This window comes from uncultured Arthrobacter sp. (assembly GCF_964021775.1).
Lineage (GTDB): Bacteria > Actinomycetota > Actinomycetes > Actinomycetales > Micrococcaceae > Arthrobacter.
In genome coordinates this window covers 192,414-204,037 of record NZ_CAXHZI010000006.1, presented here as the reverse complement: position 1 = coordinate 204,037, position 11,624 = coordinate 192,414, and the positions used below count along the sequence as shown (strand labels likewise).

Genomic DNA, 11,624 nt, shown 5'->3' with positions numbered 1-11,624 from the left:
GTGGTTCAGCATCTGAAGTAGTGGTTTCTTCGGGGTGTTTGGTGGGGGTCGAGGTGGGGTGGGGGGATGAACCAGGGGATTCCGGTGCGGAGTTGGATGGTCCATTGTTCTTTGTGGATGAGGTGGTGGTGGTGGGAGCAGAGGAGGACGCCGTTGTCGGTGCTGGTGGTGCCGCCGCGGGACCAGTAGGTGATGTGGTGGGCTTCGCACCAGGTGGCGGGCATGGTGCAGTTGGGGAAGGCGCAGCCTTGGTCGCGGGCGGTGATGGCTTTGCGGATGTGGGGCGGGAAGATCCGGGTGGTGCGGCCGATGTCGAGGATGCGGCCCTGACTGCCGAGCAGGATGGGGATGATGTCGGCGTCGCAGGCGATTTTGCGGATGGTCGCGGCGGTGACGGGGCCGGTGAAGGCCATGGTCCCGGTGCCGGTGAACCCCATCGGGCCTGTGCCGCGTCCGCTGGCGTCCGTGTTGGTGGTGTTTAGGAGGTGTTCGAGGAGGTCGCGGTAGTCGATGGTGACCATGATCTGGGGCCGGTGTCCGCCGGTGGCGGGCAGCCCGCCGGACGCGAGGGCTATTTTGCAGCCGCCGACCAGGCCGTCGAGGTATTTCTGCGGCCGGGACCGCCAGTCCAACCCGCCCGGCACGAACCCCTCCGCCCCGGTAACCTCCCCGGCCACGCCCACCTCCCCGCCGCCGTCCGCCCCGGTCACCCCGCCGCCGTCCGCCCCGCCACTGTCCGCAGCGCCTGGACTGCCGTCAGTGCCTGTCGTGCCGGGGGTGGTGCGGGGGTTGGTGGCGGTGTTCATCACGGTGAGCAGGGTCTCGAATTGTTCGGTGGTGGCGAAGATTTCCAGGTGGTGCAGGCCGTGGCGGGGTTTACGGATGAACGCGCCCTGTAACTGGCGCAGGACCTCCTCGGAAGGTTCGGCGCCGTCCTGGTCGATGGCGTCCAGCCAGCGCCGGGTGACCCGGGCCAGGAAGTCCGGGTCGTGCTCGGCCGCGGTGGCCGTGAGGGAGTGTTCCATCCGGGCGGTCGTGGCCGGGTCACACAGGGGCCGGACCCGGTCCAGGGCCTGGGCGATGATGGTCGCGGACCGGGACGGCACGGTCCCGGCGGCCACGGCGGCGGCGAGTTCCTCATGCAGCGGCGGGAGGATCTGCCCGGTGATCCCGGTCCGCGGCAGGACCGCGGCGGTCAGGGACAGCCGGCGGTGCGCTTCGGTGCCGGTGATCTGCAACCGGTCCCGCAGGAAGTCCCCGCTCTTGCGGTAACCGTCATCCAGGACCGGGGAGTCCGCGGCGGCGGCTTCCTTCCGGGTCCGGTCCACCGCGGCCGCGCCGACAAGCTGCAGGAACTCCACCCCCCGGGCGAGTTCCTCGACCCCGGCGGCGTACTCCGCGGCCTCCGCGAACCCGAACAGCGCCGCGTCCCTCACCGCCGTCGCGCACAACTCCCGCACCTGCCCCAGAATGTTCCCCAGCGACGGAACCCCCCGCGCAGTATCACCGGCCCGGGTGGCTGGAGAAAGTGTGAGAGCTGCGCTGGTTCCCATGAATCAATCCTGCCAGCGACCTACGACACTAATAGCGGCACCACAACCCGCCCCAGAGCACGCGACGGAACGGCCTGCACCATCGCCGTACCGGAGCAGCACGCCCCGCGCCACCGGCATCCGCCGCGCAGCATCACCGGCCCTGGTGGCCGGAGGAATGGCGAGAGCTGCACTGGTTCCCATAAACCCATCCAACCAGGGACCTACGACAGTAATAGTGGCAACAGAACAGCCCGCAAGACCGCCGTACCGGAGCAGCACATCCCCCGCCACCTACACCCGACAAGCAGCTTCCCCGGCACAGGCGGCCGGAGACAAGGCGAGAGCAGGATTGGTTCCCATGAACCCATCAAACCAAGAGCCTAAGACAATTCAGGGAACAGCTAGACCAGCCCCAGGATCCCCGTCGACGGCATGACAGACTATCCAGATGGACAGCTCAGTCTCCCCGCAGCCGGCTCGAAACAACCCCGCTGAAGATCCGACGAACGCAGCTTCAAAGCCAGAAGAGCAGGAAGCCGCGCCTCGGAACCCGTATCACGATCCGCGCCGCCCGCTCGGGCCTCGCGACCCCGGCGATGCATGGGTGGAGGGCGAGCATGGCCGCTTCTGGGGACGCTTCGGTTCCGCGGGCCTGCTCGTGCATGATGCGGAAAAGGGCGTCCTGCTGCAGCACCGCGCCACTTGGAGCGACCATGGCGGAACCTGGGGACTCCCCGGCGGCGCCCTGCATCAAGGCGAAGACGCCGTCAACGGCGCGCTCCGGGAGGCCAAGGAAGAGGCCGCCGTCCCGCCCGGATCCGTCCGCATACTCTTCACCACGGTGTTCGACGTCGGGTATTGGTCCTATACGACGGTCGCCGCGCAAGTCGTGGAGCCCTTCGAACCCGCCATCAGTGATCCGGAAAGTCTCGAGCTGCAGTGGGTCAGCCTTGAGGGCGTCGGTGACAAGGAGTTGCATCCGGGCTTCGCGGCTGCCTGGCCGGCCCTCCGTCGCAGGCTTCAAGCCCCCGAGGTACGGCACGGCAACGGCAAATAGCGGCTACGACGGCGGCGACCGGGCTGAATAACGACGACGACTGCGGCCGGGCCGAATAACGTCGACGGCGGAACCCATAAGTAGCGACGACGACTGCGGCCGGTCCGCATAGCCCCAAGCGACGGCGACCTCGTGAGATCGCGCCGCTGCCGCCGTCGTGCGGTCCGCGTTCGTAAACGCAGGACGTCCGCCCGCTAAGGAAAGAGCCGCGGCGCCGGGCGGACCACCTCATGACCCGCTGGTCAGGAGCTTCCCGGGACCTCGAAAGCGGCCAGGATCCTGGCCAAGTCCTGTTGCAGGTGGGTCCAGCCTTCCAGGTCCTCGGGCAGCGCGTTGCGTTCGATCTCATGCGCCGTTGCTAGGGCCGCGCTGCCGGAAGCCGTCAGGGCCACGGAAAACTGCCGCCGGTCACGCTCGTCCTTGGTTCGCGTGACAAGGCCAGACTCTTCGAGCCGGCCCAAGACTTTCCCCAGGGATTGGCTCTGCACCGCGATCCGGCGCGCCAGCTGCTCTTGGTTCAGCGGCCCGGCGGCAAGCCCCTGCAGGGCGATCACGCCGGCGTGGGTCAGGCCCAGGGCAGCCAACGCTTGGTCCTTGCGGCGCTCGACCACTCGAGCGGCCATGGACAAAAGCTGATCCGTCCGCCACTTCTTTGTTTCCCGGCCGAGGCTCATCCGCGGCACCCGCATCGGCGCCCATCGCCTGCTGTTTTCGGTTCCCATGTTGCTCGGGGAACGGCGTTCACAATGCTCATGATGCCTCCCTCGCTCCGGTGGACAAACGTGGGGTGCAGGCTGTCACTGTCCGCACCCAGATACTACAATAAGCATGCTTACTATAGATTTGGCAAGTTTGCTTACTATTAGTCGTGGCAACGGCACGCCAAAAGGCCCCGTCGGCGGCTCAGAAGAGACGCACGCAGACGGGGCCGGGCTGATGGGTGGGGCGGCGGAGTCAGGCCCGCCGGGGCGCCGGGCGTCGGCGGTACAGCCAGATCAGGCCCAGGATCGGCAGCAACAGCGGGATGAAGCCGTAGCCACGTCCAAACAGGGACCAGACCGTCTCGTGCGGGAAGTTGACCGCGTCGAAGAGGCTGAGCGCGCCGACCACCAGAACGCCGACCAACTCGACCAGGACCGCCGTCACTGACACCTTGAACCAGGTGCGGCCGGCCTTCGCGAGCGAGACGGTCGCCACGATGTAGACCACGGCGGCGAAAGCGGAGAGCAGGTAGGCGAGGGGCGCCTCGGAGAACTTGGTGAGGATCTGGTACCCGGCCCGGGCGGTGGCCGAGAGCGCGAACACCGCGTAGACGGCAATCAGCAGCCGGCCGGGACCGGTGTTGCGGGTGTCCTTCGCCGCCGCGCCGCCCTGCCCCGCGGGCCCGGCAGCACTCTTACCCGCGGTCCCTGCCGCGCCGCCCTGCCCCGCGAGCCCAGCGGCGTCGCCGGTGTCCTGCTGTGAAGCCGTCATGTTTTTCTTTGCCTCTTCCACGTCAGTACCAGATCTGGTTCATTCGGGCCGCCATCACCAGCGCGGTGACGCCGACGGCCGCCAGCACGAAATTGCTCCACCGGGTGCGTTCCAGGATGGCCCAGTACACCGCACCCACCGGCAGCATCAGCGCCGTGACGAGGTAGCCCCAAAACTCCCAGGGCTCCCCCGCGATCTGCTCCCCCGACGCGACCCGGACGATGGATCCGACGAGGTAGACCAGCAGGGACAGCTCGACGGCGGCTACCGACAGGATGGTGGCATCGTTCGGCGCCTTCTTCAGGACGCCGGCGCCAACGCAAAGGAGGGTGGAGAGCAGCCCCACCACCAGGATGATGTAGAAATACGCGTCCACGGCTAGCCTTCCGGCTCCGCGGCGGCGGGCTCTGCGGCGGCCTTCCCGGCAGCAGGCTTTTCATTGTCCGGCGCGAAGACCAGTACCGGCTTGGCGTAGCTCCCGGCGTCGGCCAGCAGTGCCACCAGCGAGCCGTCCGGCGCGAAAGCTGCCGCGGGCTTCTCCGCCGTCGCCGCATCCGGCGTGCCGGCGGCGGCACCGGCCACGATCCGTCGTCCGAAGGACAGTTCCGTGGTCTCCTCCGCAGTGAGCTCACGGTTGGGCATCAGCGCCCGGGCGGCCTGCGACATCTCCAGGACCTCGAGCTCGTCGGCCAACTGCTCCAGGGTGCGTGCCTGGTCCAGTGTGTAGGGCCCCACCTGGGTCCGGCGCAGCGCAGTCAGGTGGCCGCCCACCCCCAGGGCGTCGCCGAGATCGCGGGCAAGGGCCCGGATGTACGTGCCGGAGGAGCACTCCACGGTCACGTCCAGGTCCAGGGCCTCGCCGTCCCGGGAGCGGCGGAGATCGTGGACGTCGAAGCGGTGGATCGTCACCGGCCTGGCGGCAAGTTTGACGTCCTCGCCGGAACGGACCCGGGCGTAGGCACGCTCGCCGTTGACCTTGATGGCGCTGACGCTGCTGGGCACCTGCTGGATCTCGCCGGTCAGGGCGGCGACGCCGGCCCGGACGCCGTCTTCGGTGACTGCGGCGGCACTGCGGGTGGCAGTGACCTCCCCCTCGGCGTCGTCCGTGACGGTCGACTCGCCAAGGCGGATGGTGGCGGTGTAGGTCTTGGAGGTCCCCACAATATAGGTCAACAGGCGGGTGGCCTTGTTGATACCGAGCACCAGCACCCCCGTAGCCATGGGGTCCAGGGTGCCGGCGTGGCCCACCTTTCGGGTACCGGCGATCCGCCGCATCCGTCCAACCACATCGTGGCTGGTCCAGCCTTGCGGCTTGTCCACTATCACCAGTCCAGAAAGCACGCCTCCCAGTATATCCGCGCCGCGACTGGCCCCGGCGCGGACGCCCGGGCCCGGATGCCGCCGGCGGCTAGGATGGCAGACATGCCTGAGCTCGCCGCCCACGTCCGCAACGTTCCCGTCAACCAGATCCGCGAGATCACCGAAGCCGCCTGGCACACCCCCGGCGCGATCGTGTTGAGCATCGGCGAGCCGGGCTTCGCGCTCCCCCGCCATATCCTCGAGGCGGGAATGGCGTGCCTGGACCGGGACGAGACCAACTACACCCCCAACGCCGGCATCCCGGCGCTGCGGGAGGCCTTCGCGGCCAGGTTCCGGGAGCACAACGCGACGCCGGTGGGCGCAGACCGCGTGTACGTCGTCGACGGCGCCCAGCAGGGATTGCACTTCGCGATGACGTTGCTGCTCTCCCCCGGCGACGAGATCCTGATCCCCAATCCCGGCTACCCGACGTTTGCGATGACCAGCCGCCTGCTGCACGCCGTGCCCGTCGAGTACCCGCTTTACCCGGGCCACGACTTCCAGCCGCGGATCCAGGACATCGAGGCGCTGATCACGCCGCGGACCAAGGTCCTGATGCTTAACTCCCCGTCCAACCCGCTGGGCGCCGTGCTGGGCGAAGAACTGACCCGCAGCCTCGTGGAACTGGCACGGCGGCACGACCTGTGGATCATCTCGGACGAATGCTACGAGGCTTTCACCTACGACGTCCCGCACATCAGCCCGGCCCGCTTCGATAGCGATGTCCCCGGCGAGGCCCGCGTGTTCACCTCGCTGACCCTGTCCAAGACCTACGGGCTCACGGGGCTGCGGATCGGGGCGCTGATTTGCCCGCCAGGCCTCGAGCAGCAGATGAACAACGTGATGGAGGCGATTGTTTCCTGCGTCGCGTCGCCCTCGCAGTACGCCGCCCTGGCAGCCCTGACCGGCCCGCAGGACTACGTCAGCCATGCCCGCGCCCACTACCGCGCCAACCGGGACGCCGCCTCCGCCGTGCTGGAATCCAAGGGCATCCCTTTCCTCACCGCGCAGGGCGCCTTCTACCTCTGGGCGGACGTCTCGCACGTCAGCGGCGGCGACGTCCGCGCCTGGGTGCGGCGCTTCCTCGCCGACTCCGGGGTGTCTTTCGCTCCGGGCACCGCCTTCGGCTCGATCGGCGAAGGCTGGATCCGGATTGCCCTGTGCGGCAGCCAATCGGACCTCGTGGAAGGCCTGGGCCGGCTTCCCGCCCGCGCCGCGGACCTTTAGTCCTACCGCCCGGGCGCACCAGGCAGTAGCCTGACCGGACGCGGGTGCGGGCGGATTCACGGCGGGTGCGCGGTCGGCCTGGGAGGAGGACCTCATGTGGTGGCAGGACTTGTTGTGGGGCATCTGGAACGGGCTCACGGCCTGGATTGTGCTGATCGCGCACGTCTTCGGGGCTTGGCGGGAGTTCCCGTTCTACAACACGGGACGCGCCGGCAACTGGTATGACTTTGGCTTCCTGCTGGGGATGGGTTCCCCGCTGCTGGGTGGCCTGGGCGCCCGACGGCGACGCTAGCCAGCGGGTCGGCGCAGCGGCCTAACTCCGGCGCCCCGGGCCGGCGGACCGGTTTGGCGGACCGGTTTGGCAAACAGGGTTCAGAGCTGGATTTCGTGCTCCGGCGGCATCGGCTGCGACGCCGGCGCGGTGAAGGACATCTTGACGATAAAGTGCCCTTCGGAACAGTTCCTCGCGATGATGGCACCGGCTTCCCCGGCCAACTTCACGCCGAACTGGAGTTCCAAATGTTCGGGAGCCAGTTCCCGCATCACCTCGGCGGCGGCCCTGGCGGCCGGCCGCACGGCGGCAAGCGCGTCCTCCAGCCGTCGCCCCGCGTCGAGGATTCCCAGCTCATTTCGCGCCGGACGTTCGACGCCGAAGCTGCCTTCGTCGACCTCCACCAGAACCGTGCCGGACCCCACCTCGTAGCGCAGGATTTCAGTCATGGCGCGCCCCTCCGGGCCGGACTGCCAGCGCACCGTCCAGCCAGCTGCGCAGGGCTGCGGCCGGCGGGGCTCCTGCCTGCCGCGCCACCACTGTGCCGTTCGAGATCACCAGCATCGTGGGAATCGCCTGCACATCGAAGCGCCGGGACAGGGCCGGCGACTTGTCCACGTCCACCTTGACGAGCTTGACCTGGCCCGCGCGTTCCTGCGCCAGTTTGTCCAGCACCGGGCTGACCATCCGACACGGACCGCACCACGCCGCCCAGAAGTCGACCAGGGCGGGAACCGGGGACTGCTCCGCGACAGCGGCGAAATCGGCGTCGCTGGCCTCCACAATCCACGGCAGATCCCGGCGGCATTTGCCGCAGCGCGGGTGCCCGGCCGCCGCGGCCGGAATCCGGTTGGTGGTACCGCACTGCGGGCACTTCATCAGTGCAGTGGTCACGGCCGTTCGCCGCCGTTCCGCTCGCCCGCAGTCATGCCTCCATACGACGCTCCAGAGCCTTGCGGGCATAGAGTCCAAAGTCCCCGGAGCTCAGAGACAAAACTGGCCGGACCCTTCTCCGGGTCCGGCCAGTGCTGCGGGAAGCTTATTTGTTGCGGTCCTCGTCGATGTCGTTGTCGGCCCGGAGGTCCTTGTTTTCTTCGTCAAAGTCGTCTTCGTCGAAGTCCTCTTCGTCGAGCTCAACATCTTCGGGGATGTCGCTCTTGTACGGATCGGCGTCACCGGCGTGTTTGGCGCTAGCGGCAAGGGCTGCCACTTCAGCGTCGCGCTTCTTGGCCTCGCGCAGGAGCTCCTCAAGGTTCGAGGCAACCACGGGGATCTGGTCGGCGACGAATTCCAGCGTCGGCGTCAGCCGGACGGTGATGTTGCGGCCCACTTCCTGGCGCAGCACGCCCTTGGCTTTCTCCAGCCCCTTGGCCGCGTCGGCCTGGGCTACCTCATCGCCGAAGACGGTGTAGTAGACCGTGGCATGCTGCAGGTCATTGGTCACGCGAGCGTCGGTCACGGTCACGCCTTCCAACCGGGGATCCTTCACCCTCCGGCCCAAAGCCTCAGCAACGACAACCTTAATCCGCTGCGCCAACTTGGCAGCCCGTGCGGGATCAGCCATTTCCACTCCTAAAAAATTTGGATGTACGACGACGCCGAAGCACAAGCCGCACACTGGTGAGTTTGGTGCCACGCGCCTAAGGCAAGCCTACGACGGACTCCCGTTCGATTTTTCCGGCGGCCTGGGAGTGGCATCGGGCCTGCCGGAGCTGGGCGGCCGACGTCGTCAGACGTTGGCCGCCCAGCGCAGGGGCGGGGCCGCCGGAAAAATCCAACGGCCCCGCACCTTCGTAACGCTAGCTCAGACTAGACGCGCGGCTTTTCGCGCATCTCGAAGGTCTCGATGATGTCACCTTCGTTGATGTCGTTGTACGAGCCAAGACCGATACCGCACTCGAAGTCCGTGCGGACCTCGGTGGCGTCGTCCTTGAAGCGCTTGAGCGTCTCAACGGAGAGGTTGTCGCCGATGACCTTGCCGTCGCGGCTGATGCGGGCCTTCGCGTTGCGCCTGATAACACCGGAGCGGACGATCGAGCCTGCAATGTTGCCGAACTTGGAAGAACGGAACACTTCGCGGACCTCGGCGGTACCAAGCTGGACCTCTTCGTACTCCGGCTTGAGCATGCCCTTGAGGGCTGCTTCGATGTCATCGATTGCTGCGTAGATGACGGAGTAGAAGCGCATGTCCACGCCTTCGCGGTCTGCCAGTTCGGCAACCCGCTCGGCGGGCTTGACGTTGAAGCCGATGATGACGGCGGAGTCGACCGTTGCCAGGTTGACGTCGTTCTGCGTAATCGCACCGACACCGCGGTGGATAACACGGAGCTGGACGCCTTCGCCGACGTCGATCTTGAGCAGCGCGTCTTCGAGGGCTTCGACGGCACCGGAAACGTCACCCTTGAGGATGAGGTTGAGGGTGTCGATCTTGCCTTCGGCGACGGCCTGGTCGAAGTCTTCCAGGCTGATGCGCTTGCGGCGCTTGGCCAGGGCGGCGTTGCGGTCTGCGGCTTCACGCTTCTCGGCGATCTGGCGGGCGGTGCGCTCGTCAGCGGTCACGAAGAAGGTGTCACCGGCGCGCGGGACGTTGGACAGACCCAGCACCTGAACGGGGCGGGACGGGCCGGCCTCGGTCAGCGCGCTGCCGTCGTCGTCGAACATGGCGCGGACGCGGCCGTGGGCCGTGCCTGCCACGATCGTGTCGCCGACGTGCAGCGTACCGGACTGGACCAGGACGGTGGCAACCGCGCCGCGGCCCTTGTCCAGGTTGGCTTCGATCGCGATACCGCGGGCGTCCTTGTTCGGGTTGGCGCGCATGTCCAGGGCAGCGTCTGCGGTGAGCAGGACTGCCTCGAGCAGCTCGTCGATGTTGAGGTTCTGGCGGGCAGAGACCTCCACGAACATGGTGTCGCCACCGTACTCTTCCGGAACCAGGCCGTACTCGGTCAGCTGGCCGCGGACCTTGTCCGGGTTGGCGCCTTCCTTGTCGATCTTGTTCACGGCCACGACGATCGGCACGTTGGCCGCCTGGGCGTGGTTGAGGGCTTCAATGGTCTGCGGCATGACGCCGTCGTCCGCTGCCACCACGAGGATGGCGATGTCGGTGACCTTCGCACCACGGGCACGCATGGCGGTGAACGCCTCGTGGCCCGGGGTATCGATGAAGGTGATCTTGCGATCGGTGCCCTCGTGGTTGTGCGTGACCTGGTAAGCACCGATGTGCTGCGTGATGCCGCCGTGCTCGCCCGCCATAACGTCGGACTTGCGGATGGCATCGAGCAGCCGGGTCTTACCGTGGTCAACGTGACCCATAACGGTGACTACCGGAGGACGCGCCTCGAGCTCCTCGTCGCCTTCGGCTTCCAGCTCTGCTTCGAAGTCAATGTCGAAGCCGGAGAGGAGCTCGCGCTCCTCGTCCTCCGGCGAGACGACCTGGAGCTTGTAGCCAAGCTCCTCCCCCAGCAGGGCAAAGGTTTCCTCGTCCAGCGACTGCGTGGCCGTGGCCATTTCGCCGAGGTGGAAGAGGACCGTCACCAGTGCGGCGGGGTTTGCCTCGATCTTGTCGGCGAAGTCCGTGATGGACGAGCCGCGGCGGAGCCGGACGATGGTGTTGCCGTCGCCGCGGGGTACGCTCACGCCACCCAGCGACGGGGCACTCATCTGCTCGAGTTCCTGGCGCTTGGCACGCTTCGACTTGCGCTGCTTGCCACGGCCTGCGCCGCCCTTGCCGAACGCACCCTGGGTGCCACCGCGACCGCGGCCACCCTTGCCGAAGCCACCGCCGGCCGGAGCGCCGCCGCCGGCACCGGGACCACCGGTCCCGGGAGCGCCACCCGGGCGTCCCGGGCCACGGCCGCCGCCACCGGGACGGCCTGCACCAGCGGGTGCGGGACGTTCGGTGCGGTTGGGCATCATGCCGGGAGTCGGACGGTTTCCGCCGGCTCCGGGACGGGCGCCGGGAGCGCCGGCCGGACGCGGAGCGCCCGGACGTGCACCGGCTGCGCCTGCCGGGCGCGGTGCGCCCGGACGAGGACCGCCGGCGCCGGCTGCGGGACGGGGGCCGCCGGGGCGTTCACCCTCGGTGCGGCTTCCACCCGGACGCGGCATGCCCTGGGAAGGAGCGAACGGGTTGTTACCCGGACGGGAGGTGCGCTCGTTGTCGCCGCCGCGGCCGCGGGGCATGCCCTGGGACGTGGCGAACGGGTTGTTGCCGGGACGGGGACCGCCCGGACGGGGGGCCGAGCCGCCCTGGCGTGCCGGAGCGGCCGGGGCTTCAGCCTTCGGTGCCGGACGCGCGCCGGGCTTGACGCCGGCGGACGGAGCCGCCGGGGCCTCGGCAGCCGGAGCGGGAGCCGGTGCGGCGGGTGCCTGCGCGGCGGCAGGGGCCGGAGCCGACGGAGCCGGAGCTTCAGTTTTGGTTTCGGCGGCCTTCGGTGCAGCCGGAGCCGGCGCGGGCGCCGGACGGGTCGCTGCGGGGCTGGCCTTGGGGGCGGACGCGGGCGCTTCGGACTTCGAAGCGGCAGGCGCGTCGGGGTAGGCGTTACGGAGTTTCCGCACAACGGGGGCCTCAATGGTGGAAGAGGCGGAGCGAACGAATTCGCCCAGTTCCTGCAGTTTGGTTACTGCATCTTTGGAAGTAATACCGAGCTCTTTAGCAAGCTCATGTACGCGGACCTTGGCCACATTTCTCCTGTCTCGGTCC

The 11,624-nt window shown here is 68.2% G+C and carries 12 protein-coding genes; 3 read left to right on the top strand and 9 right to left on the bottom strand.

The annotated features are described in order from the left end of the window. Nucleotides 1-5 precede the first annotated feature (5 nt). Nucleotides 6-1,553 carry a DUF222 domain-containing protein gene (locus ABIN76_RS08740; protein WP_346959312.1) on the bottom strand — a complete coding sequence of 516 codons (1,548 nt, stop codon included), beginning with the start codon at nucleotides 1,551-1,553 and terminating at the stop codon, nucleotides 6-8. A 586-nt stretch (nucleotides 1,554-2,139) separates the two neighbouring features. Between ABIN76_RS08740 and ABIN76_RS08735 the strand changes: the two genes are divergently transcribed. Then, nucleotides 2,140-2,592 (top strand): NUDIX domain-containing protein, encoded by a 453-nt coding sequence (locus tag ABIN76_RS08735; RefSeq protein WP_346959324.1) that lies wholly within the window; start codon nucleotides 2,140-2,142, stop codon nucleotides 2,590-2,592. 242 nt (nucleotides 2,593-2,834) lie between these two features. Here ABIN76_RS08735 and ABIN76_RS08730 read toward each other — a convergent pair whose 3' ends face one another. From ABIN76_RS08730 to truB, 4 genes are all read right to left on the bottom strand, one after another. After that, entirely contained in the window at nucleotides 2,835-3,215 is a 381-nt protein-coding gene (locus tag ABIN76_RS08730) for a MarR family transcriptional regulator (RefSeq protein ID WP_346959311.1), read from the bottom strand. A gap of 331 nt (nucleotides 3,216-3,546) precedes the next feature. Next, nucleotides 3,547-4,065, bottom strand: coding sequence for a hypothetical protein (locus ABIN76_RS08725; protein WP_346959310.1), 519 nt, complete (start codon nucleotides 4,063-4,065; stop codon nucleotides 3,547-3,549). Between the two features lie 22 nt (nucleotides 4,066-4,087). Next, the gene (locus ABIN76_RS08720; protein ID WP_346959309.1) at nucleotides 4,088-4,441 is read right to left on the bottom strand and encodes a hypothetical protein; all 354 of its coding nucleotides are present in this window, start codon (nucleotides 4,439-4,441) and stop codon (nucleotides 4,088-4,090) included. Nucleotides 4,442-4,443: 2 nt separating this feature from the next. Then, the gene (truB, locus tag ABIN76_RS08715) at nucleotides 4,444-5,406 is read right to left on the bottom strand and encodes a tRNA pseudouridine(55) synthase TruB (protein WP_346959308.1); all 963 of its coding nucleotides are present in this window, start codon (nucleotides 5,404-5,406) and stop codon (nucleotides 4,444-4,446) included. An 81-nt stretch (nucleotides 5,407-5,487) separates the two neighbouring features. Between truB and ABIN76_RS08710 the strand changes: the two genes are divergently transcribed. Together ABIN76_RS08710 and ABIN76_RS08705 are read left to right on the top strand one after the other, a co-directional pair. Then, complete coding sequence (locus tag ABIN76_RS08710) at nucleotides 5,488-6,651, top strand: pyridoxal phosphate-dependent aminotransferase (RefSeq protein WP_346959307.1); 1,164 nt, start codon at nucleotides 5,488-5,490, stop codon at nucleotides 6,649-6,651. A 94-nt stretch (nucleotides 6,652-6,745) separates the two neighbouring features. Continuing rightward, the gene (locus tag ABIN76_RS08705; protein WP_346959306.1) at nucleotides 6,746-6,943 is read left to right on the top strand and encodes a hypothetical protein; all 198 of its coding nucleotides are present in this window, start codon (nucleotides 6,746-6,748) and stop codon (nucleotides 6,941-6,943) included. Nucleotides 6,944-7,023: 80 nt separating this feature from the next. Here ABIN76_RS08705 and ABIN76_RS08700 read toward each other — a convergent pair whose 3' ends face one another. The 4 genes from ABIN76_RS08700 to infB all read right to left on the bottom strand — a co-directional run bounded on the left by ABIN76_RS08700 (nucleotide 7,024) and on the right by infB (nucleotide 11,605). Further along, on the bottom strand, nucleotides 7,024-7,371 hold the full coding sequence (locus tag ABIN76_RS08700) for a CU044_2847 family protein (RefSeq protein WP_346959305.1): 348 nt from the start codon (nucleotides 7,369-7,371) through the stop codon (nucleotides 7,024-7,026). Then, nucleotides 7,364-7,816, bottom strand: a complete 453-nt coding sequence (gene trxA, locus ABIN76_RS08695; RefSeq protein ID WP_346959304.1) for a thioredoxin — start codon at nucleotides 7,814-7,816, stop codon at nucleotides 7,364-7,366. Before trxA ends, ABIN76_RS08700 begins: the two co-directional genes overlap by 8 nt. A 145-nt stretch (nucleotides 7,817-7,961) precedes the next feature. Next, nucleotides 7,962-8,486, bottom strand: a complete 525-nt coding sequence (gene rbfA / locus ABIN76_RS08690) for a 30S ribosome-binding factor RbfA (RefSeq protein ID WP_346959303.1) — start codon at nucleotides 8,484-8,486, stop codon at nucleotides 7,962-7,964. A 245-nt stretch (nucleotides 8,487-8,731) separates the two neighbouring features. After that, on the bottom strand, nucleotides 8,732-11,605 hold the full coding sequence (infB, locus tag ABIN76_RS08685; protein ID WP_346959302.1) for a translation initiation factor IF-2: 2,874 nt from the start codon (nucleotides 11,603-11,605) through the stop codon (nucleotides 8,732-8,734). Nucleotides 11,606-11,624 lie beyond the last annotated feature (19 nt).

Excerpts from the sequence above, each read along its gene's own strand:
- rbfA (WP_346959303.1), bottom strand. The coding sequence starts at position 8,486 with ATGGCTGATCCCGCACGGGCTGCCAAGTTGGCGCAGCGGATTAAGGTT.
- ABIN76_RS08730 (WP_346959311.1), bottom strand. The coding sequence starts at position 3,215 with ATGGCCGCTCGAGTGGTCGAGCGCCGCAAGGACCAAGCGTTGGCTGCC.
- ABIN76_RS08705 (WP_346959306.1), top strand. The coding sequence starts at position 6,746 with ATGTGGTGGCAGGACTTGTTGTGGGGCATCTGGAACGGGCTCACGGCC.
- ABIN76_RS08700 (WP_346959305.1), bottom strand. The coding sequence starts at position 7,371 with ATGACTGAAATCCTGCGCTACGAGGTGGGGTCCGGCACGGTTCTGGTG.
- ABIN76_RS08725 (WP_346959310.1), bottom strand. The coding sequence starts at position 4,065 with ATGACGGCTTCACAGCAGGACACCGGCGACGCCGCTGGGCTCGCGGGG.
- ABIN76_RS08740 (WP_346959312.1), bottom strand. The coding sequence starts at position 1,553 with ATGGGAACCAGCGCAGCTCTCACACTTTCTCCAGCCACCCGGGCCGGT.
- ABIN76_RS08710 (WP_346959307.1), top strand. The coding sequence starts at position 5,488 with ATGCCTGAGCTCGCCGCCCACGTCCGCAACGTTCCCGTCAACCAGATC.